Source organism: Geobacillus sp. TFV-3, from assembly GCF_009901865.1.
GTDB classification, from domain to species: domain Bacteria; phylum Bacillota; class Bacilli; order Bacillales; family Anoxybacillaceae; genus Geobacillus; species Geobacillus thermoleovorans_A.
The window spans coordinates 3,256,925-3,278,755 of sequence record NZ_MPSP01000001.1 but is presented as its reverse complement, the minus strand read 5'-3'; the positions used below and the strand labels follow the sequence as shown (position 1 = coordinate 3,278,755).

Sequence of the window (21,831 nt, the reverse complement as noted above, 5' to 3'; positions counted from 1 at the left end):
CGTTTTTTTTCGGAAATGCCCCGTAAAACCGGTCAAAGCCAGGCAGAGATAAGCTGGGAAATCGACTGTTTGCCGCGGTCAAGAAGCGAGCGTTTGTGCCAAAAGTCGACCGTCAGCGGCTCGGCGCGCAGTAAATCGCGCTCGATCGCCCGTTTGACGAGGCAGGTAAACGCGCGGTCAAATACATAGCAGTTGATTTCGCCGTTCAAAAACAAGCTGCGCCGATCGAAATTCGCTGTGCCGACGTCACACCACTCCTCATCGATGACGAGTGTTTTTGCATGGTAAAATCCTTGGTAAAAGCGGTAAATGCGCGCGCCGGCTTTCAAGAGTCGATAAAAGTACGGATAGGCAGCCTCTTTGACAAATAAATGGTCCGCCTTCAGCGGCACAAGGACGGTCACACGCACTCCGCGCCGAAGCGCTTCCATCAGCTCGTGAAACAGCGGCTGGCTTGGAATGAAGTATGGGCTGCCGATCATAATTTCTTTTTTCGCCTGGCGGATGATCTCGATAAACTGTTCTTCAAGGGCAGCGCCGTTGGTGGCGACGAGCTGATGGCGAATGGCGCCAGCCGGAAGCGGCGGGAAGTAGCGATGTTTGTCAGACACCATCCGGCCCGTTGCTTCTTCCCAATCGTGCAAAAACTGTTCTTGCAAGTCGTGAACCCCTTCGCCGTTCACTTTTAAGTGGTAATCGCGCCATTCGCCGAAGTTGGCGTCTTTTCCGTTGTATTCGCGGCCGATGTTAAAGCCGCCGATGTAGCCGACCCGCCCGTCGATGACCGTAATTTTTCGATGGTTGCGGCGGTTGAGGCGGTAAATGAAAAACGGAAAGCGCGGCTTTCGGGCATAGGCGAACTCCACCCCGCTTTCCTTGAGCGAATGGATGAGCGCTTTCGGCAGTCCAAAGCTGCCGACCCAATCGGTCAACACTCGCACTTTCACGCCGGCAGCTGCTTTTTCCTTCAAAATTTGGAAAAATGGCGCGCTCGTTTCGTCATTTTTTATAATGTAAAACAAGACGTGAATATGATCGCGGGCGCGGCCTAGTTCAGCGAAGTAATCAGAAAATAAATGCCTGCCATTGATATAGAGGGAAATATCGCTTCTCCGCTCCGGGTAGACGACTTTTTTGCGCCCATTGCGGAAGATGAACTGTCCAAGCTTGTCATCAAGATAAACGAGCAGCAATACGATGGAAATGACGGAAATGACGACCATCCCATCTCCTCCTATGTTGATTCGGTATTTATTAATGTGCCCGAGAACGCGCAAAACGTTTCAAATTGCCTCTATCGTGAACGTACCCGAACTCCAAATGAATAAAATTCCCATATTGATGAATTTTTTGTCTCCTAATGTTCATCACCAAAAGATATGCTTGACTTTTAAAGATAAACATCATGGCAATGTTGCTCAAAGAGAGGTGTGGTATAAAAAGGAAAAAAGCTGTTTTGGTTTTCTTTCTCATGATCGTCTTTCTTTGTCAAGTACACTTTGTGGTGAAGATCCGCTCTTCACCCAAAGTTGTACTTGACTGTTTCAGAACACACCTTTCTTACGCCTGTAAGGAAGAAATTAGTAAATCGATATTTTGGATGCATAGTGGCTCAAGGAAACGTCCCATTTGTCCAGTGCACGTTGTGGTGATGAACCGAATATTTTTCGTCATGGAAGTCTATAGAGGGCGGAACAAATCAATGATTCCCCGGCGATTGCTCTGTTGCAAAGGAGAAGTTTTCGCGGCTTGGGTGAAAAAAGGCTATTGACTGAATGCTCATTCATTTGTACAATAGACATAAAGCGAATTCTGAAAATTTCTTTTGTTATGGCAACACATTCGCTCGAAAAGCGGGGGGAAGGAGAGAGAAGATGAATGCCTTGTTGGTGGTGAACTGGCTCGCGTTTTTGCTTGTAACCGCTTACGCAATCTACTTGTTTGCGTATGTCGTCAAAACGCGGGCGATGTACATCAAACTCGGCAAAAAAGTCGAGTTTGACCACAAAGTAAAAGAACGGCTGCGAAACATCTGGGTCAACGTGTTCGGCCAGAAAAAACTGCTCAAGGACAAAAAAAGCGGACTGATCCACGTCGTCTTTTTCTATGGCTTTATTCTTGTCCAATTTGGCGCGATTGATTTCATCATCAAAGGGCTTGCGCCGGGGGCGCATTTGCCGCTTGGGCCGCTGTATGCGGGATTTACGTTTTTCCAAGAAATCGTCACCTTGCTTATTTTGATCGCGGTGCTCGCCGCCTTTTACCGCCGTTATATTGAAAAGCTCGTCCGTTTAAAGCGCGACTTCAAAGCCGGGCTTGTCCTCATCTTTATCGCCGGGCTCATGCTGTCGGTGTTGTTCGGCAACGGGATGAGCATCATTTGGCACGGCGAAGAAGCGGGATGGAGCGAGCCGGTCGCCTCGCTCATCGCTGCCATGTTTTCATGGGTCGGCGAAACCGGAGCGGCGGTGCTCTTCTTTATCGCCTGGTGGGTGCATCTGTTGATTTTGCTCACGTTCCTCGTGTACGTGCCGCAATCAAAGCACGCCCATTTGATCGCTGCGCCGATCAACGTCTTTTTCAGCCGATTGACGCGGCCGAAGCTTGCGCCGATCAACTTTGAAGACGAGGGGCAAGAGTCGTTTGGCGTCGGCAAAATTGAAGATTTTACGCAAAAGCAGCTGATCGACTTGTACGCCTGTGTCGAGTGCGGCCGTTGCACAAGCATGTGTCCGGCGACCGGGACAGGGAAAATGTTGTCTCCGATGGACTTGATTTTAAAACTGCGCGACCATTTGACGGAAAAAGGGGCGGTGGTCACGTCCCGCGCGCCATGGGTGCCAGCGTTCGCTTTCAAAAACACAAGGGGCAATCAGCTCGCGTTCGCCGCGGCGTCGGAGCAGGCGGCGGCGATCGAAATGCCGAGCCTCATCGGCGATGTCATCACCGAAGAAGAGATTTGGGCCTGTACGACGTGCCGCAACTGTGAGGATCAATGTCCGGTCATGAATGAGCACGTTGATAAGATCATCGATTTGCGCCGCTACCTTGTCTTGACGGAAGGGAGAATGAATCCGGATGCGCAGCGGGCGATGACGAACATCGAGCGCCAAGGCAATCCGTGGGGCTTGAACCGAAAAGAACGGGAAAACTGGCGCGAGCTGCGCGATGATGTGCATGTGCCGACCGTCAAAGAAGCGGCGAAAGCGGGCGAAGAGATCGAGTACTTGTTCTGGGTCGGCTCGATGGGGTCGTATGACAGCCGGAGCCAAAAAATCGCCCTCGCTTTTGCCAAACTGCTGAACGAAGCGGGCGTCAAGTTTGCGATTTTAGGCAACAAGGAGAAAAACTCGGGCGATACGCCGCGCCGGTTAGGGAATGAATTTTTATTCCAAGAGTTGGCGACGAACAACATCGCTGAGTTTGAAAAAGCGGGCGTCAAGAAAATCGTGACGATCGACCCGCACGCCTACAACACGTTCAAAAACGAATACCCGGATTTTGGGTTCGAAGCGGAAGTGTATCATCATACCGAGCTGCTCGCCAAGCTCATCGAAGAAGGGCGGCTCGTGCCGAAACATCCGGTGAATGAACGCATTACGTTCCATGACTCGTGCTACTTAGGACGCTACAATGACGTCTATGACGCCCCAAGGAAAATTTTGCGCGCCATCCCGGGCGTCGAGCTGGTCGAAATGGAGCGCAACCGCGAACGCGGCATGTGCTGCGGCGCCGGCGGCGGCCTCATGTGGATGGAGGAGACGACCGGCAACCGGATCAACGTCGCCCGTACGGAGCAAGCGCTCGCCGTCAACCCGACGGTCATCAGCTCCGGCTGTCCGTACTGCTTGACCATGTTGACCGATGGAACGAAAGCCAAGGAAGTGGAAGACCGCGTCTCTACGTACGATGTCGCCGAACTGTTGGCGAAATCGGTGTTCGGGGAAGAAAAAGAGGAAGCCGCATCGTAAAAATAGTTGCGCAGACAATTTTTATTTTTTAAAATAGTGAATAAGAGCAGAGGAGAGGGTGTACCGTTGTACACCTTCTCTTTCGCACCGCTATCGAGCGAGCGTTCAGTCTGCGTTTTGTAATCGCTTTCTTATTCAACGAGAAGGGGAGAGGAAGATGGGCAAAACGGTGATTGTCAGTGGGGCGCGCACCCCGTTCGGAAAATTGGGCGGTTCTTTGCAAGCGTTGTCAGCATCAGAACTCGGCGGCATTGCCGTGAAAGAAGCGCTTGCCCGCGCGGACGTGAGCGCAGAACAAGTCGATCATGTCATTTTAGGCACGGTTCTGCAAGGGGGGCAAGGGCAGCTCCCGTCACGGCAGGCGATGCGCCATGCCGGCATTCCTTGGCATGTTCGCACCGAGACGGTCAATAAAGTATGCGCATCGGGCATGCGCGCCGTGACGCTCGCGGATCAGCTCATCCGTTTAGGCGAAGCCGATGTCGTCGTCGCGGGCGGCATGGAGTCGATGAGCAACGCTCCGTACGTGTTGCCGAAGGCCCGATGGGGGCTGCGAATGGGCGACAGCACGGTGAAAGATTTAATGGTGTATGACGGCCTCACTTGCAGCTTTACGGGTGTTCATATGGGCGTTTATGGCGGGAATACAGCGCGTGAACTTGGCATTACACGCGAGGCGCAGGATGAGTGGGCGTACCGCAGCCATATGCGCGCCATTGCCGCCATCGAAGCCGGCCGGCTCGCGGAAGAGATCGTTCCGGTGACGATTCCGCAGCGCAAAGGGGAGCCGCTTGTCGTCGAACGCGACGAGGCGCCGCGCAAAGACACGTCGCTTGAAGCATTGGCGAAACTGCCGCCGGTGTTTGACCCGGAAGGGACAATCACCGCCGGCAACGCCCCGGGCGTCAACGACGGCGCCGCCGCGCTTGTTTTGATGAGCGAGGAGCGCGCCGCCAAAGAGGGGCTCAAGCCGCTTGCGACGGTCGTCGCCCACACCGCCATCGCCGTCGAGGCGAAAGACTTCCCGAAAACGCCGGGACTTGTCATCAATGAGCTGCTCCGCAAAGCAGGAAATACGGTCCACGACATTGCCTTGTTTGAAGTGAACGAAGCGTTTGCCGCTGTCGCATTGGCGGCCATTCAAATCGCTGGGCTTGACCCAGAAAAAGTAAACGTCAACGGCGGCGCCGTCGCCCTCGGCCATCCGATCGGCGCGAGCGGGGCGCGCATCATTCTCACGCTCATTTATGAGCTGAAACGCCGCGGCGGCGGCCTCGGCATCGCTGCCATCTGCAGCGGCGGCGGCCAAGGCGATGCCATCTTGGTCGAGGTATAACGAGCGGGGCGGCGGGCATGCGGCATTCTGCCCCCGCCTTCCCGCGTTGCGCCAAGGCATAGGACGCGGCGTGTCCACGTCTGTCTGCCTCAAGCGTTGCGTCATGAGGCATCGCGTCATGGTGCGGCATACCGCTGCTGTCTCTGTCGCAGCGCGCGGCACGTTGTTCATTGCCGCAACAGCCGCCCTATCAACGGTTGACACCAAAGGGTTGTTGTGATGACGATGCAAAGACCGGTTGCCGTTGGTTGTTGGCGGCTGAGGCATATGAGTTTGAGCGCGGGACAAGAAACGCAAAGCGGACGATAGGGGGAACAGAAGATGGATGTGAAAACAATCATGGTCGTCGGCGCCGGACAGATGGGGTCCGGAATCGCTCAAGTGTGCGCCGTCGCCGGCTATCAAGTGTTTTTGTACGACATTAGCGAGGCGCAGTTGGACAAAGGAATAGCCAACATCGAAAAAGGGCTCGCCCGCCAAGTGGAAAAAGGAAAAATGACAGCGGCGGACAAAGACGCCGCGCTCGAGCGGCTTGCCCGCTCGACCGACTTGCATGCCGCCGCTGAAGCGGATCTTGTCATTGAAGCGGTCATCGAAAACATGGACGTGAAAACAAAGCTGTTCGCCGAGCTCGATGCGCTCGCCCGCCCGGAGGCGATTTTAGCGTCGAACACGTCGTCGCTGCCGATTACGGAAATTGCCGCTGCAACGAAACGGCCAGAGAAAGTGATCGGCATGCACTTTATGAACCCGGTGCCGGTGATGAAGCTCGTCGAAATTATCCGCGGTTTGGCGACGGCTGATGACGTGTATGAAACGATCGAAGCCGTGGCCCGCAAGCTCGGCAAAGTGCCGGTCGAAGTGAACGACTTTCCGGGCTTTATTTCGAACCGCGTCCTCATGCCGATGATCAACGAAGCGATTTATGCCTTGTACGAAGGGGTGGCGACCAAAGAAGCCATCGATGAAGTGATGAAGCTCGGCATGAACCATCCGATGGGTCCGTTGACGCTCGCTGATTTTATCGGGCTCGATACGTGCTTATACATTATGGAAACGCTTCATGAGGGGTTCGGGGATGACAAATACCGCCCATGCCCGCTCTTGCGCAAATATGTGAAAGCCGGCTGGCTCGGCCGCAAGACGGGCCGCGGATTTTACACGTATGAATAAACCGCTTGGCGTCGCTCCAGGACAATGCCGAAGCGTGCTGCAATGTGCGGGGGCGGCGCCCGCTATGCTGTCTGCCGACCGTAACGCCGCACGTTGGGTGCATGCGGGAACGCTGTTTTGCGGCCTATAATTAAGGCAAATCTATAGAATCGTTCAGCTGCCTGCTGGCTGCCCCATGGAGCGGAGAAGCGCCTGAAAACACCATTGTGTCAGCGACATCGGAAGGAGGCCATTTCATGGAATTTCGCTTCACCGAAGAGCAGGAAATGATGCGGCAAATGGTGCGCGAGTTCGCCGCGGCAGAGATTGCCCCATTTGTCGAGCGTATGGAACAAGGAGAGTTTCCGCGCCCGATTTTAGCGAAAATGGCGGAACTCGGTCTCATGGGCATCACCGTGCCCGAACAATACGGCGGCGCGGGTATGGACTTTGTTTCGTACATCATCGCCATTCATGAAATTTCGAAAGTGAGCCCGACCGTCGGTGTCATCTTATCAGTGCATACGTCGGTCGGCACGAACCCGATCTTGTATTTCGGCACCGAAGAGCAGAAACAAAAATACGTGACAAAGCTCGCCCGAGGTGAGTACTTGGGGGCGTTTTGCCTTACTGAACCGAGCGCCGGCTCGGACGCAAAAAGCTTGAAGACAAAAGCGGTGCGCCGCGGCGATCGCTATATCTTGAACGGATCGAAAATTTTCATCACCAACGGCGGAGAGGCGGATACGTACATCGTCTTCGCCCGCACGAATTCGGAAGAAGCCGGAAGCCGCGGCATTTCCGCGTTTATTGTGGAAAAAGGGACGCCAGGGATGTCGATCGGCAAAGATGAGAAGAAGATGGGGCTGCATGGGTCGCGAACGGTGACCATTACGTTTGAAGATGCTGAAGTGCCGGCGGAAAACTTGCTCGGTGAAGAAGGAGAAGGATTTAAAATCGCAATGGCCAACCTTGACGTCGGTCGGATCGGCATTGCTGCCCAAGCGCTCGGCATCGCCGAGGCGGCAGTCGAACATGCAGTCGCCTACGCGAAAGAGCGGGTGCAGTTTGGCAAACCGATCATCGAGCAGCAAGGCGTCGCTTTCAAGCTTGCCGATATGGCAACGGCGGCGGAAGCGGCGAAATGGCTCGTCTATCGCGCCGCTTGGCTGCGCGCGCAAGGGCTGCCGTGCGGAAAAGAGGCGTCGATGGCGAAGCTCTTCGCTTCACAAACTGCGATGGACAATGCCATCGAGGCGGTGCAAATTTTCGGCGGCAACGGCTACACGAAAGACTACCCGGTCGAACGATTGTTCCGTGACGCGAAAATTACGCAAATTTACGAAGGAACGAGCGAAATTCAGCGCATCGTGATCAGCAAACATTTGTAGCCAGGCATGTTGATGAACCAATCCGAACCATATAGATGCAACAAAGAAGTTTAACATATCCTTGATGGAAAAGTGGTTTGTCCATTTTCGACTGTCGAAGGCAAGCCGACGGTTGTTCTGTTGGAAGGCTGAACAATACCGCCTTCAGGGATCGAGGCATAAACATGGAGCTCTGTCTTTTGCTGCGTTTTGTTGTGCAGCCGGAGCGATCCTATTCTCTTTTCCAAACAACGATTCGTTGTCTGTCTTTGGAAAACGGTGATCACGCTAGCACGGGGGACGAGGATTTCGGATATATAGGAAAACGGGGGAATGACGAGATGAACTTTCGATTGAGCGAAGAACATGAAATGCTGCGAAAAATGGTGCGCGAATTTGCCGAAAACGAAGTAGCGCCGACTGCCGCTGAACGCGACGAAGAAGAGCGGTTTGACCGCGGCATTTTCAATAAAATGGCCGAACTTGGCTTGACAGGCATTCCGTGGCCGGAAGAATACGGCGGCATTGGCGGCGATTATTTAGCTTATGTCATCGCGGTTGAGGAGCTGTCGCGCGTCTGTGCCTCGACCGGGGTGACGCTCTCCGCGCATATATCGCTCGCCAGCTGGCCGATTTACAAGTTCGGCAACGAAGAACAAAAGCGGAAGTATTTGCGCGCCTTAGCGACTGGGGAAAAACTTGGGGCATATGCTCTGTCCGAGCCGGGGGCGGGGTCGGATGTCGCCTCGATGAGAACGCGTGCGGTAAAAGACGGGGATCATTACATTTTAAAAGGTTCAAAAGTATGGATCACCAACGGCGGCGAAGCGGAAATTTACGTCGTGTTTGCCGTGACCGATCCGGAAAAGCGGCATAAAGGGATCAGCGCCTTTATCGTGGAAAAAGGAACGCCGGGCTTTTCGTTCGGCAAAAAAGAAAAGAAACTCGGCATTCGTTCGTCGCCGACGACGGAGCTCATTTTTGAAGACTGCCGCATTCCGAAAGAAAACTTACTCGGTCAAGAAGGAGAAGGGTTTAAAATCGCCATGATGACGCTCGATGGCGGTCGCAACGGCATCGCCGCCCAAGCGGTCGGCATTGCCCAGGGCGCGCTCGATGCGGCGGTGGACTATGCGAAACAGCGCGTCCAGTTCGGCAAACCGATCATCGAGCAGCAAGGGGTCGCCTTCAAGCTCGCTGACATGGCGACGGCCATTGAAGCGGCGCGGCTCTTGACCTATCAAGCGGCATGGTTGGAGTCGAATGGCTTGCCGTACGGCAAAGCATCCGCCATGGCGAAACTGTTTGCCGGCGACACGGCGATGAAAGTGACGGTCGAGGCGGTGCAAATTTTCGGCGGCAACGGCTACACGAAAGACTACCCGGTCGAGCGGTTTATGCGCGACGCGAAGATTACGCAAATTTACGAAGGAACGCAAGAAATCCAGCGCCTTGTCATTTCGCGCATGTTGACACGCAATTAAACATTGCGCGTCAACTCATTCGTGTTGACACGCAATTAAACATTGCACGTCAACTCATTCGTGTTGACACGCAATTAAACATTGCGCGTCAACTCATTCGTGTTGGCGCGCGATTGAGACATTGTGCGTCATTTCATTTCGATCTGAACGGTCGCTTGGCGCTTTGGGGAAGGGCGCACGGATCGGCATGGGGCGGGTCGCCGCCCTGCCGTCAAATGGGAATGGGGGAGAGACAACGAATATGAAAAAACGGGAAGTGATTGCATCGGTTAAAGACGAAAAGCTCGTAAAAAAACGACGCAATGAGATGATCAAAGGCGCGATTTCCTTGTTTAAACAAAAAGGGTTCCACCAAACGACGACAAGAGAGATCGCCAAAGCGTCTGGCTTCAGCATCGGCACGTTGTACGAGTACATCCGCAAGAAAGAAGACGTCCTCTATCTCGTGTGCGACCGCATTTACGACGAAGTGCGGGAGCGGACGGAACAAGACATCGGGGCCCACCACGGCACGATCGAAGGGCTGAGGCGCGCCATTGCCCACTATTTCCGGGTCGTGGATGAACTGGACGACGAAGTGCTTGTCATGTACCAAGAAGTGAAAGCGCTAAGCAAAGAATCGCTGCCGTATGTGTTGAATAAAGAACTCGATATGGCGGCCATTTTCGAACATATTTTGCGCGCATGCGTTGAGAACGGGGCGCTGCAGCTTTCTGAAAGCGAAATCCGCCTGTTTGCCCACAACATCGTCGTTCTTGGGCAAATGTGGGCGTTCCGCCGTTGGGTGCTGCGAAAAATGTATACACTCGATGAATATATCGAACTGCAAACTGAGTTTTTATTAAAGGGGATTATGGAGAAACAGCGAGTCTAAAAGGGGGAGGAGAAACGATGGCGCACATTTACCGCCCGAAGCATCACGTCCGCTTTGTGACCGCATCGAGCTTGTTTGACGGTCATGACGCCTCAATCAACATTATGCGCCGCATTTTGCAGGCGAGCGGCGCCGAGGTCATCCATTTGGGCCATAACCGCTCTGTGGAAGAGATTGTAAATGCCGCCATTCAGGAAGATGTGCAAGGGATTGCCGTTTCCTCGTATCAAGGCGGGCATATGGAATTTTTTAAATATATGTACGATCTTCTCCAAGAGCGGGGAGCATCCCACATCCGCATTTACGGCGGCGGGGGCGGCGTCATCATCCCGCGCGAGATCAAAGAGCTGCACGAATACGGCATCGCCCGCATTTTCTCGCCGGAAGACGGGCGGCGCCTCGGTTTGCAAGGGATGATCAACGTCATGCTTGAGGAGTGCGATTTTCCGACCGTGACGGCGGTGACCGATGAAGTCGAACGGCTCGCGTCGGGTGATGTGCAGGCGATCGCCCGTCTCATTACGCTGTGCGAATATCGCGCCGAGGGGGAAAACAAAGAGGCGGCCGCGGCGGCGGAAGCGGCCATCGAACAAGTGAAGGCGCTCGAGAAGCGCGTCCCGGTGCTTGGCATCACCGGCACAGGCGGGGCAGGGAAAAGCTCGCTCACCGATGAGCTCGTCCGCCGCTTTTTAAACGAAATTCCGGATATCAAAATCGCGATCTTGTCCGTCGACCCGACGAAGCAAAAAACGGGCGGGGCGCTGTTGGGCGACCGCATCCGGATGAACTCGATCAACTCGCCGCGCGTTTACATGAGAAGCTTGGCCACGCGCCATTCCCGCACGGAACTGTCGCCGGCGATTCGCGATGCCATTTCGGTTGTCAAAGCGGCCGGATTTGATCTTGTCATCATTGAAACGAGCGGGATCGGCCAAGGCGACGCCGCCATTACCGAAGTGTGCGACGTGTCGATGTACGTCATGACAAGCGAGTTCGGCGCGCCGACGCAGCTTGAGAAAATCGACATGATCGACTATGCCGATTTGATTGTCATTAATAAATTCGAGCGCAAAGGGTCAGAAGACGCAAAACGGCAAGTGCAAAAACAATATCAGCGCAGCCATCAGCTGTTTGACCGCGATGTTTCGGAAATGCCGGTGTACGGTACAATCGCCAGCCAGTTTAACGACCCAGGCACGAATACGCTCTTTGTCGCGCTTGTGGAGACGATCAATCAAAAAGCAGGAACGAATTGGAAAACAAACTTGAAAACGGTCGCCAATGTCGAAAAGCATAATGTCATCATTCCGAACGAGCGCCGTTACTATTTGCGCGAAATCGCGGAAACGGTCCGTTCGTACCACCGCCGCGCCGAGCAGCAAGTCGAGGTGGCCCGACGCCTCTTCCAAATCGAGGGGGCCATCGAAGCGGCGAAGGAACGGGGCGAAGCGGAAGACGTCATCCGCGCGCTCGAGACGCTCAAAGCGGATTATGAGGCGAAATTGACGCCGGAATCGAAGCGCATTTTGGCAACATGGGAAGAAACGAAAGCGAAATATGCGGCAAAACAATTTGTCACGAAAGTGCGCGATAAAGAAATCGTGACTGAACTGACGACGAAAACGTTGTCCGGTTTGGACATTCCGAAAGTCATTTTGCCGAAATTCAAAGACTACGGAGAGATTTTGCGCTGGGTGTATAAAGAAAACGTTCCGGGATCGTTCCCGTATACGGCCGGCGTCTTCCCGTTCAAGCGCCAAGGGGAGGATCCGAAGCGGCAGTTTGCCGGCGAAGGGACGCCGGAGCGCACGAACCGCCGCTTCCATTATTTGTGCAAAGAAGACAAGGCGAAGCGGCTCAGCACGGCGTTTGACTCCGTGACGCTCTATGGCGAAGACCCGGACTACCGACCGGATATTTTCGGCAAAATCGGGGAAAGCGGCGTCAGCGTCTGCACGTTGGATGACATGAAAAAGCTGTACAAAGGGTTTGATTTGTGCGACCCGCTCACATCCGTGTCGATGACGATCAACGGCCCGGCTCCGATTTTGCTCGCGATGTTTATGAATACGGCGATCGACCAGCAAGTCGAGAAAAAGGAAGCCGAGCTTGGCCGCCCGCTCACGCCGGAAGAATATGAACAAGTGAAAGAATGGACGCTGCAAACGGTGCGCGGCACGGTGCAAGCCGATATTTTGAAGGAAGACCAAGGGCAAAACACGTGCATTTTCTCGACCGATTTCGCCTTAAAAATGATGGGCGACATTCAAGAGTATTTCATCAAGCACCGCGTTCGCAACTACTATTCGGTGTCGATCTCCGGCTACCATATCGCCGAGGCGGGGGCAAACCCGATCACGCAGCTAGCGTTTACGCTTGCGAACGGCTTTACGTATGTCGAGTATTACTTGAGCCGCGGCATGCACATTGACGATTTTGCGCCGAACTTGTCGTTTTTCTTCAGCAATGGCCTCGATCCGGAGTATTCGGTCATCGGCCGCGTCGCCCGCCGCATTTGGGCTATCGTCATGCGTGAAAAATACGGCGCCAACGAACGGAGCCAGAAACTGAAATACCATATCCAAACGTCCGGCCGTTCATTGCACGCACAGGAGATCGACTTCAACGACATCCGCACGACGCTGCAGGCGCTGTTGGCGATTTATGACAACTGCAACTCACTGCATACGAACGCCTATGATGAAGCGATCACGACACCGACCGAAGAGTCGGTCCGTCGGGCGATGGCGATCCAACTCATTATCACGAAAGAGTTTGGCTTGACCAAAAACGAAAACCCGCTCCAAGGGTCGTTCATCATTGAAGAGTTGACCGACTTGGTCGAAGAAGCGGTGTTGCAAGAGTTTGAACGGCTGAACGACCGCGGCGGCGTGCTTGGGGCGATGGAAATGCAATACCAGCGAGGCAAAATTCAAGATGAATCGCTTTACTACGAAACGAAGAAACATAGCGGTGAACTGCCGATCATCGGCGTCAACACGTTCTTGAATCCGAATCCGCCGTCAGAAGAGGAGCTGAACAACATTCAGCTCGCCCGGGCGACGTATGAGGAAAAAGAAACGCAAATCCGCAACTTGCGCGAATTCCAAGAGCGGAACAAAGACAAAGCCGGCCCGGCGCTTGAGCGGTTGAAGCAAGTGGCGACAAGCGGCGGCAACATTTTCGAAGAATTGATGGAAACGGTTAAAACGGCCAGCCTTGGACAAATCACCCGCGCCTTGTACGAAGTCGGCGGACAATACCGGCGTAATATGTAATTCAAGGGCGTTCCGTTGTTCGCAGCTTTGGATGGATGGCCTCGATCACAATGGATAACGGTCCATTGAATTTTAGCAGATTGGTAGAATGAGCGGCTGTTGGCGCACTGGCCCGCCGGAGGCGAAACGAGAACGGAACGCGGATTGAGCTAAAAGATGAAGACGAATGGGCTTCGTAAGGAAAAGTGGAACGGTGTGAACAAAAGGTGATTGTGACAACGGATAGGTCGGAATCGGGAGGAGGGTCACCCTCGCCGCAGGGCTGCCCTCCTTTGCTTTTTTCGGCAAATGGGTAGCATAAACCCCGACAATTTGTTTATAATGAATGGTATGTATTCCACTTGCATTCATTTGTTTCATTAATATAGAAGGGGAGTGCTGAACTTGAGCCTGCAGCAGCAATACTCGCCGGAGGATTTGCAGGAGATGTCGTTCGTCGAGCTGGCGAACCTCATTTTGCTTGACAAGCGGGAGGCGCTGCCGTTTGATCAACTCGTTCGTGAAGCAGCAGCGCTGGCCGGCATATCGGAAGAAGAGGTGGAGGCGCGGCTGGCCCAATATTACACCGATTTAAACATCGACGGCCGGTTTATTTGCGTTGGGGAAAACGTCTGGGGATTGCGCGCGTGGTATCCGTTTGACCAGACAGAAGACGAAACGGTGATGATCGTCAAGCCGAAGAAGAAGAAAAAAGCGCTTGACGATGAATACGATGAATACGATGAGTTGCTTGAAGATGAAGATCTCGATTACGACGATTTGGATGAATATGATGAGGAAGAGCTCGAGTTGGATGAAGACGAGCTCTTGGAAGATGAAGAATTTGATCTGGACGAAGATGTCGCGTTTGACGATGACATTCTCGGCGAAGAAGAGTTTGAGCTGGATGATGCGCCGCTTGATGAAGAGCTTGATCTCGAAGAGCCGGAGGAAGACGAATAACCGCTTGACTTTGCCAGGAGAACCCGGTACAATGTGTGTTGGGCTCTTGAAAACGAACAAATTGATCGCTCCCTTACGTACGGTAAGCGGAGCGTTTTTTATTTGCGCCTTTCGCAAACACTGAAACTGTTATCGCAATTTCGGCAAGGGGGAAGACAAAATGACGAAATACATTTTTGTGACGGGCGGCGTTGTTTCCTCGCTCGGGAAAGGGATTACGGCGGCTTCGCTTGGACGTTTGTTGAAAAACCGTGGGTTGAACGTGACAATCCAAAAGTTTGACCCGTACATTAACGTCGATCCAGGGACGATGAGCCCGTATCAGCACGGCGAGGTGTTCGTCACAGACGACGGTGCAGAGACGGATTTGGATTTAGGGCATTATGAACGGTTCATCGATATTAATTTAAACAAATACAGCAACGTGACGACAGGAAAAATTTATTCCGCCGTCATCCGCAAAGAGCGCCGCGGCGATTATCTAGGCGGCACGGTGCAAGTCATTCCGCACATTACCAATGAAATTAAAGAGCGTGTCTTCCGGGCCGGAAGAGAGACGAACGCCGATGTCGTCATTACGGAGATCGGCGGCACGGTCGGCGATATTGAATCGCTTCCGTTTTTAGAAGCGATCCGCCAAATTAAAAGCGATGTTGGACGCGAAAACGTCATGTACATTCACTGCACGCTCGTGCCGTACATCAAGGCGGCGGGTGAAATGAAAACGAAGCCGACGCAGCACAGCGTGAAAGAATTGCGCAGCCTCGGCATTCAGCCGAACGTCATCGTCGTGCGCACGGAAATGCCGATGCCGCAGGAAATGAAAGAGAAAATCGCCCTCTTTTGCGATATCGATCCGAAAGCGGTCATCGAGGCGCGCGATGCCGACACGCTGTATGCGGTTCCCCTTATGCTTCAAGAACAAAAACTGGACCAAATCGTGTGCGAACATTTGCGCCTCAACTGCGGCGAAGCGGATATGACCGAATGGAAGGCGCTTGTGGAGAAAGTGCGCAACTTATCGAAAACGACGAAAATCGCTTTGGTCGGCAAATACGTCGAGCTTCCGGACGCGTATATTTCTGTTGTTGAGGCGCTCCGTCATGCGGGGTATGCGTTTGACACCGACATTGATATTCAGTGGATCAATGCTGAGCATGTGACGCGTGACAATGTAGCCGACCTGTTGAAAGAGGTGGACGGCATTTTAGTTCCGGGCGGGTTCGGCGACCGCGGGGTCGAAGGGAAGATTGAGGCGATCCGCTACGCCCGCGAGCAGCGCGTGCCGTTTTTGGGCATTTGCTTAGGAATGCAGCTCGCCTCGATTGAATTTGCTCGCCATGTTGTCGGGTTGTCCGGCGCCCATTCGTCCGAGTTTGACCCGAACACGCCGCATCCGATCATCGACTTGCTTCCGGAGCAGAAGGATGTCGAGGATTTAGGCGGCACGCTCCGCCTCGGCTTGTATCCATGCAAGTTGCAGGAAGGGACGCTTGCCTACGCCGCCTACGGGGATGAAGTCATTTACGAGCGCCATCGCCATCGGTACGAATTCAACAACCAATACCGGGCGATCATGGAAGAGCACGGCTTCGTCTTTTCCGGCACGAGCCCGGACGGACGGTTGGTTGAAGTGATCGAACTCAAGGATCATCCGTGGTTCGTCGCCGCGCAATTCCATCCGGAATTCACCTCGCGTCCGACGCGGCCGCAGCCGCTGTTCCGCGAGTTTGTCAGAGCATCGCTGAAAGAGTGACGAAAAAGGGGCTGTCCCAAAAAAGCCGTAGAACGGCCTTTTGGGTTCAGACCCCTTTCTTTTTTGGATCTGTTTCATCTTGTCAAGCACGATGCCCATTGATCAGGCGCCGTTTTTAGGGCGGTTTCTATGCCTCTTGGCCTTTGGCAGGTCGTAATGGCGGCTGTTATTCATATTCCGTCAAAATTTCATCGAGCAAAACGCGCAGTCCGTAGTAGATGAATGAAGCGGTGATGATCGTCGGCATGCCGATGCGGCGGCCGTCTTCGGTCGGCACGAGCGGGCGGGAAAGTTTGCTGTCGATAAAGACGGTGGCTGTATCGGCCAGTCCGGGTTCATCCTTGACGAGCGCCGCGACGGCCACTGCATCGACGCCGTGCGCCTGCAGCTGTTCGACGAGGCGAATGGCCTCAGGATCGGCGGAAAAGCGGGCAAATAGAAGCGCTCGGTCCGTTTCCTGCCAGTCATCGGCTGCTGTCGGCTCAAGCCGTTTGGCTTTCGGCAGCGGATCGGGGCCAAGAAGCGCGGCGGTGACGACCGCATCGAGTTCACCGATGCCATACAGCCAAATGCGCCCATCACCGATGGCGGCCTGAGCGAGCAGGCGCGCCCCGTCTTCAAGCGCCCATTCTTCGTCCGCGGCGATTTTTTGCAACAATCCGATCGTTTGCGTCGTTAAAATTTTCACGGTTCGGCCTCCCTTCGCCGCTATTATACAAAATCGGCAAACAACAAGAAAAGCAAGCAGGAAATGGGTTGGCCAAATGCGAAACATTAATAGAGAGAAAACAGAGAATAGAGGTGCATAACGGTGGGAAACCAAATTTTAATTGTCGACGACCAATACGGCATCCGCATTTTGCTCAACGAAGTGTTTCAGCGGGAGGGGTATGTAACGTATCAGGCCGCCAACGGCATGCAGGCGCTCGAAATCGCCCGCAAACATCACCCCGATCTTGTGCTTCTTGATATGAAAATTCCTGGCATGGACGGCATTGAAATTTTAAAACGGTTGAAAGAGATTGATCCGGATATTAAGGTGATCATCATGACCGCCTACGGGGAGCTCGATATGATTCAAGAAACGAAAGAGCTCGGGGCGCTGATGCATTTTGCCAAGCCGTTTGATATTGACGATTTGCGCGCTGCCGTCAAAAAATACATGACCGCCTAGACAGCGCCATCGACGAGCGGCTTTCCTTTGGCAAAGAAAGCGCATCGATGGACATGGATGACGCTGTCGTCTTTAGGAGAATAAAGGGTGGAAATGTTGCCGTTTTGCCGGCAAGTTGGTATGCTTATAACGTAGATGGATTTTGCGCCTGTGGACCCAGTCACCGCCAGGGCGACAAAGACGACGATCAGCTAAGGAGGATGTAACCATGCCGTTAGTATCGATGAAAGAGATGCTCAACGAGGCGCTGCGCGGCAAATACGCGGTCGGTCAATTTAACATTAACAACTTGGAATGGACACAAGCCATTTTAGCGGCGGCCGAAGAGGAACAATCGCCGGTCATCCTTGGCGTCTCCGAAGGGGCGGCCCGCTATATGAGCGGATTCAAAACGGTCGTCAATATGGTCAAAGGGTTAATGGAAGACATGAACATCACCGTTCCGGTCGCCATCCATCTCGACCATGGATCGAGTTTTGAAAAATGCAAAGCGGCGATTGACGCCGGGTTCACCTCGGTTATGATTGACGCCTCCCACCATCCATTTGAAGAAAACGTCCGCATCACCTCGCAAGTCGTTGAATATGCTCATGCGCGCGGCGTTTCGGTCGAAGCGGAACTCGGCATCGTCGGCGGGCAGGAAGACGACGTCGTCGGAGAAGGGATCATTTACGCCGACCCGAAAGAGTGCGAAGAGCTTGTCAAACGGACAGGCGTCGACTGTCTCGCCCCGGCGCTCGGTTCTGTGCACGGCCCGTACAAAGGAGAGCCGAAGCTCGGATTTGCCGAAATGGAACAAATCCGCGATTTAACCGGCGTTCCGCTTGTGCTCCACGGCGGCACCGGCATTCCGACCGAACAAATTCAACGCGCGATCTCCCTTGGCACATCGAAAATCAACGTCAATACCGAAAACCAAATGGCGTTTACCAAAGTCGTCCGCGAACTGCTCGCGAAAGACCCGAACGTCTATGATCCGCGCAAAATCATCGGCCCGGGCCGCGATGCCATCAAAGCGACGGTCATCGGCAAAATGCGCGAGTTCGGCTCGTCCGGAAAAGCAGCGCGATGAATCGGCTTCGCGGGCGGCGTTTGGCCGCCGCGCGGCTGCCGTTGCATGTGCAACGAATAACAAGGAGGGTCCAGCATGAAATTTTTTATTGACACCGCCAACTTGGAAGAAATCAAACATGCCCATGAACTCGGCATTTTGGCCGGCGTCACGACCAACCCGAGCCTCGTGGCGAAAGAAAACGTATCGTTCCATGATCGGTTGCGCGAAATTACATCGATCGTTTCTGGCTCGGTCAGTGCTGAAGTCATTTCGACCGATGCTGCTGGCATGATCGCGGAAGGCGAAGAGCTGGCGAAAATCGCCCCGAACATTACGATCAAAGTGCCGATGACGCCGGAAGGCTTAAAAGCAGTCAGGGCGTTCAGCGAAAAAGGGATTCAAACGAACGTGACGCTTGTGTTCACCGCCAACCAAGCGCTCTTGGCCGCACGCGCCGGCGCGACGTACGTCTCTCCGTTCCTCGGCCGCCTCGATGACATCGGCCATAACGGTTTAGAGCTCATTTCCACCATCGCTGAGATTTTCAACATTCATGGCATTGAAACGGAAATCATCGCCGCTTCGATCCGCCATCCGCACCATGTGACGGAAGCGGCGTTGCGCGGGGCGCATATTGCCACGGTTCCGTACAAGGTGCTTATGCAGTTGTTCAACCATCCGCTGACCGATCAAGGAATTGAGAAGTTTCTCGCCGACTGGAATCGGCAAAAATGAAAGTAAGCCGTTTGCCTCTTGGGTGAAGCGGGCTCGCTCTGCCGCGGTCAGGCCGGGAGTGATGAGCCCGCCCGGCTTTGCTTTTTCGTCCCAGGGGTGAAGCCAACTTCCGAGCAAAGAAGGGAGACGACGATGGATAAAATCAAAATTATCGGCGGAGATCGGCTGCGGGGAACGATCAAAGTGAGCGGTGCGAAAAACAGCGCGGTCGCTTTGATTCCTGCAGCCATTTTGGCCGATTCGCCGGTGACGATCGAGGGGTTGCCGGACATTTCCGACGTGCACATTTTAGGAAGCTTGATCGAAGAAATCGGCGGCTCGTTTTCGTTTGACGGCAAAGAGGCGGTCATCGACCCGACAAATATGGTGTCTATGCCGCTTCCGAATGGGAAGGTGAAAAAGCTGCGCGCCTCCTACTATTTGATGGGGGCGATGCTTGGCCGCTTCAAAAAAGCGGTTGTCGGCTTGCCGGGCGGATGTCATCTCGGTCCGCGCCCGATTGACCAGCATATCAAAGGGTTTGAGGCGCTGGGCGCCACCGTAACGAACGAGCAGGGCGCCATTTATTTGCGCGCCGAGGAGCTGCGCGGAGCCCGCATTTTTTTGGACGTGGTCAGCGTCGGCGCGACGATCAACATCATGCTGGCGGCGGTGCGCGCCAAAGGACGGACGATTATCGAAAATGCGGCGAAAGAGCCGGAAATCATCGATGTAGCGACATTGCTTTCGAATATGGGCGCGAAAATCAAAGGAGCCGGCACCGATGTGATCCGCATTGACGGCGTCGAAAAATTATCGGGCTGCCGCCATGCCATCATCCCGGATCGGATTGAAGCTGGGACGTACATGATTGCCGCCGCGGCCACCAATGGCGAAGTCGTCGTTGACAACGTCATCCCGCAGCACGTCGAATCGCTGACGGCGAAACTGCGTGAGATGGGGGTTCGCGTGGAGACGGGGGAAGATCAAGTTCTCGTCAGCGGCACCGATGTTTTGAAAGCGGTTGACGTCAAGACGCTCGTCTATCCGGGCTTCCCAACTGATCTGCAGCAACCGTTTACCGTGCTGCTGACAAAAGCCAGCGGCACAAGCGTTGTCACCGACACGATTTACAGCGCCCGCTTCAAGCATGTCGATGAATTGCGGCGCATGAACGCCAATGTAAAAGTCGAAGGCCGCTCAGCCATCGTCACCGGCCCGGTCAAACTGCAAGGGGCGAAAGTGAAGGCGAGTGATTTGCGCGCCGGGGCGGCGCTTGTCATTGCCGGGCTGATGGCCGACGGGGTGACGGAGATCACCGGCGTCGAGCATATTGACCGCGGCTACAGCAACCTCGTCGAAAAACTGTCCGACATCGGCGCTACCATTTGGCGCGAGAAAATGACCGATGAAGAAATCGAGCAAGTGAAAAACGCGTAATGTCCAGTCGACAAAGGGGAAGGGGAGAACGACGATGGAACGAAGCTTATCGATGGAACTCGTGCGCGTCACCGAAGCGGCGGCGCTTGCCGCCGCCCGCTGGATGGGGCGTGGGAAAAAGAATGAGGCTGATGACGCCGCGACGTCGGCGATGCGTGATGTGTTTGACACCGTGCCGATGAAAGGCACCGTCGTCATCGGAGAAGGGGAAATGGACGAAGCGCCGATGCTGTATATCGGGGAAAAGCTCGGCAACGGCTATGGGCCGCGCGTCGATGTCGCTGTCGACCCGCTTGAAGGAACGAACATCGTCGCTTCCGGGGGCTGGAATGCATTGGCGGTCGTCGCTGTCGCTGACCATGGTCATCTGCTTCATGCGCCGGACATGTACATGGAGAAAATCGCCGTTGGGCCGGAAGCGGTCGGGATGATTGACATTGAGGCGCCGATCATCGACAATTTAAAAGCGGTGGCAAAGGCGAAAAACAAAGATATTGAAGACGTTGTCGCGGTTGTCCTCAACCGTCCGCGCCATGAGCGTCTCATTCATGAGCTGCGAGAAGCCGGCGCCCGCATTAAGCTTATCAATGACGGCGATGTCGCCGCCGCCATTAACACGGCGTTCGACCATACCGGCGTTGACATTTTGTTCGGCTCGGGCGGCGCGCCAGAAGGAGTGCTTGCGGCGGTCGCTTTGAAATGCCTTGGCGGTGAACTGCAAGGGAAGCTGCTGCCGCAAAACGACGCTGAAGTCGAGCGATGCAAACAAATGGGCATTGACGTCAACAAAGTGCTTCGCATGGACGATTTGGTGAAAGGAGACGACGCGATTTTTGCCGCCACCGGCGTCACCGACGGCGAGCTGCTGCGCGGCGTGCGGCTGAAAGGGGCCTACGGCCTCACCCACTCCGTCGTCATGCGCGCCAAGTCCGGCACGGTCCGCTTCATCGAAGGGCGGCACAGCTTGAAGAAAAAACCGAACTTAGTCATCAAATGATCTGCCATATGCGGCATGGCTGCCGAAAAACCAAACGCAGTGATCCAATCATCTCCCGTCTTCCAGCCGGGCGCCAAAGCGTCGCCCGGCGCGGAAAACAAAAAAAGATTGATTAAAAAGAGAGAAAAAGGGTAAAATAGTCGTGTTACTTATGCAAAAATAAGCTCTGCCATTCTACTTCTTTCATTTATCAGCCTTCATCATCTTCGGAATGAATCCCTTCGCCTGTCGAATTGATGACCAATACGTCCGAACACGAACGATGGGAGAATAGGAAAATTTGCAAAGC

Annotated in this window: 16 protein-coding genes; 14 read left to right on the top strand and 2 right to left on the bottom strand. The window is 54.2% G+C overall.

The window, feature by feature from the left end:
* Window positions 1–32: 32 nt before the first annotated feature.
* The gene (gene cls / locus BJQ97_RS16625) at window positions 33–1,223 is read right to left on the bottom strand and encodes a cardiolipin synthase (protein WP_160157428.1); all 1,191 of its coding nucleotides are present in this window, start codon (window positions 1,221–1,223) and stop codon (window positions 33–35) included.
* Window positions 1,224–1,874: 651 nt separating this feature from the next.
* Here cls and BJQ97_RS16620 point away from each other — a divergent pair.
* The 9 genes from BJQ97_RS16620 to BJQ97_RS16575 all read left to right on the top strand — a co-directional run bounded on the left by BJQ97_RS16620 (window position 1,875) and on the right by BJQ97_RS16575 (window position 16,163).
* Window positions 1,875–3,971: a heterodisulfide reductase-related iron-sulfur binding cluster gene (locus tag BJQ97_RS16620; RefSeq protein ID WP_144329637.1), complete on the top strand. Its 2,097-nt coding sequence runs from the start codon at window positions 1,875–1,877 to the stop codon at window positions 3,969–3,971.
* Window positions 3,972–4,128: 157 nt separating this feature from the next.
* Entirely contained in the window at window positions 4,129–5,307 is a 1,179-nt protein-coding gene (locus tag BJQ97_RS16615) for an acetyl-CoA C-acetyltransferase (protein WP_160157427.1), read from the top strand.
* Between the two features lie 321 nt (window positions 5,308–5,628).
* Entirely contained in the window at window positions 5,629–6,480 is an 852-nt protein-coding gene (locus tag BJQ97_RS16605; protein ID WP_160157426.1) for a 3-hydroxybutyryl-CoA dehydrogenase, read from the top strand.
* Between the two features lie 236 nt (window positions 6,481–6,716).
* Complete coding sequence (locus BJQ97_RS16600) at window positions 6,717–7,850, top strand: acyl-CoA dehydrogenase (RefSeq protein WP_160157425.1); 1,134 nt, start codon at window positions 6,717–6,719, stop codon at window positions 7,848–7,850.
* Between the two features lie 320 nt (window positions 7,851–8,170).
* Window positions 8,171–9,313: an acyl-CoA dehydrogenase gene (locus BJQ97_RS16595; protein WP_160157424.1), complete on the top strand. Its 1,143-nt coding sequence runs from the start codon at window positions 8,171–8,173 to the stop codon at window positions 9,311–9,313.
* A 241-nt stretch (window positions 9,314–9,554) separates the two neighbouring features.
* Window positions 9,555–10,187, top strand: coding sequence for a TetR/AcrR family transcriptional regulator (locus tag BJQ97_RS16590; RefSeq protein WP_044732852.1), 633 nt, complete (start codon window positions 9,555–9,557; stop codon window positions 10,185–10,187).
* Between the two features lie 17 nt (window positions 10,188–10,204).
* Window positions 10,205–13,465 carry a fused isobutyryl-CoA mutase/GTPase IcmF gene (gene icmF, locus BJQ97_RS16585; protein WP_160157423.1) on the top strand — a complete coding sequence of 1,087 codons (3,261 nt, stop codon included), beginning with the start codon at window positions 10,205–10,207 and terminating at the stop codon, window positions 13,463–13,465.
* Window positions 13,466–13,849: 384 nt separating this feature from the next.
* The gene (rpoE, locus tag BJQ97_RS16580; protein WP_160157422.1) at window positions 13,850–14,407 is read left to right on the top strand and encodes a DNA-directed RNA polymerase subunit delta; all 558 of its coding nucleotides are present in this window, start codon (window positions 13,850–13,852) and stop codon (window positions 14,405–14,407) included.
* Window positions 14,408–14,567: 160 nt separating this feature from the next.
* Window positions 14,568–16,163: a CTP synthase gene (locus BJQ97_RS16575; RefSeq protein WP_160157421.1), complete on the top strand. Its 1,596-nt coding sequence runs from the start codon at window positions 14,568–14,570 to the stop codon at window positions 16,161–16,163.
* A gap of 166 nt (window positions 16,164–16,329) precedes the next feature.
* On the opposite strand, the gene BJQ97_RS16570 is transcribed toward BJQ97_RS16575, so the two are convergent.
* Complete coding sequence (locus tag BJQ97_RS16570) at window positions 16,330–16,851, bottom strand: DUF2529 domain-containing protein (protein ID WP_160157420.1); 522 nt, start codon at window positions 16,849–16,851, stop codon at window positions 16,330–16,332.
* Window positions 16,852–16,974: 123 nt separating this feature from the next.
* Between BJQ97_RS16570 and BJQ97_RS16565 the strand changes: the two genes are divergently transcribed.
* From BJQ97_RS16565 to glpX, 5 genes are all read left to right on the top strand, one after another.
* On the top strand, window positions 16,975–17,337 hold the full coding sequence (locus tag BJQ97_RS16565; protein WP_160157419.1) for a response regulator: 363 nt from the start codon (window positions 16,975–16,977) through the stop codon (window positions 17,335–17,337).
* Window positions 17,338–17,545: 208 nt separating this feature from the next.
* Window positions 17,546–18,409, top strand: coding sequence for a class II fructose-bisphosphate aldolase (locus BJQ97_RS16560; protein WP_160157418.1), 864 nt, complete (start codon window positions 17,546–17,548; stop codon window positions 18,407–18,409).
* Window positions 18,410–18,484: 75 nt separating this feature from the next.
* Window positions 18,485–19,126 (top strand): fructose-6-phosphate aldolase, encoded by a 642-nt coding sequence (gene fsa, locus BJQ97_RS16555; protein WP_160157417.1) that lies wholly within the window; start codon window positions 18,485–18,487, stop codon window positions 19,124–19,126.
* Window positions 19,127–19,258: 132 nt separating this feature from the next.
* Window positions 19,259–20,545: a UDP-N-acetylglucosamine 1-carboxyvinyltransferase gene (locus BJQ97_RS16550; protein ID WP_160157416.1), complete on the top strand. Its 1,287-nt coding sequence runs from the start codon at window positions 19,259–19,261 to the stop codon at window positions 20,543–20,545.
* A gap of 34 nt (window positions 20,546–20,579) precedes the next feature.
* Entirely contained in the window at window positions 20,580–21,542 is a 963-nt protein-coding gene (gene glpX, locus BJQ97_RS16545) for a class II fructose-bisphosphatase (protein WP_160157415.1), read from the top strand.
* Window positions 21,543–21,831: the final 289 nt, after the last annotated feature.

What these genes read in the sequence shown, in the direction of transcription:
- cls (WP_160157428.1), bottom strand. Translation starts at nt 1,223, where the DNA reads ATGGTCGTCATTTCCGTCATTTCCATCGTATTGCTGCTCGTTTATCTT.
- BJQ97_RS16620 (WP_144329637.1), top strand. Translation starts at nt 1,875, where the DNA reads ATGAATGCCTTGTTGGTGGTGAACTGGCTCGCGTTTTTGCTTGTAACC.
- BJQ97_RS16615 (WP_160157427.1), top strand. Translation starts at nt 4,129, where the DNA reads ATGGGCAAAACGGTGATTGTCAGTGGGGCGCGCACCCCGTTCGGAAAA.
- BJQ97_RS16605 (WP_160157426.1), top strand. Translation starts at nt 5,629, where the DNA reads ATGGATGTGAAAACAATCATGGTCGTCGGCGCCGGACAGATGGGGTCC.
- BJQ97_RS16600 (WP_160157425.1), top strand. Translation starts at nt 6,717, where the DNA reads ATGGAATTTCGCTTCACCGAAGAGCAGGAAATGATGCGGCAAATGGTG.
- BJQ97_RS16595 (WP_160157424.1), top strand. Translation starts at nt 8,171, where the DNA reads ATGAACTTTCGATTGAGCGAAGAACATGAAATGCTGCGAAAAATGGTG.
- BJQ97_RS16590 (WP_044732852.1), top strand. Translation starts at nt 9,555, where the DNA reads ATGAAAAAACGGGAAGTGATTGCATCGGTTAAAGACGAAAAGCTCGTA.
- icmF (WP_160157423.1), top strand. Translation starts at nt 10,205, where the DNA reads ATGGCGCACATTTACCGCCCGAAGCATCACGTCCGCTTTGTGACCGCA.
- BJQ97_RS16575 (WP_160157421.1), top strand. Translation starts at nt 14,568, where the DNA reads ATGACGAAATACATTTTTGTGACGGGCGGCGTTGTTTCCTCGCTCGGG.
- BJQ97_RS16560 (WP_160157418.1), top strand. Translation starts at nt 17,546, where the DNA reads ATGCCGTTAGTATCGATGAAAGAGATGCTCAACGAGGCGCTGCGCGGC.
- fsa (WP_160157417.1), top strand. Translation starts at nt 18,485, where the DNA reads ATGAAATTTTTTATTGACACCGCCAACTTGGAAGAAATCAAACATGCC.
- BJQ97_RS16550 (WP_160157416.1), top strand. Translation starts at nt 19,259, where the DNA reads ATGGATAAAATCAAAATTATCGGCGGAGATCGGCTGCGGGGAACGATC.
- glpX (WP_160157415.1), top strand. Translation starts at nt 20,580, where the DNA reads ATGGAACGAAGCTTATCGATGGAACTCGTGCGCGTCACCGAAGCGGCG.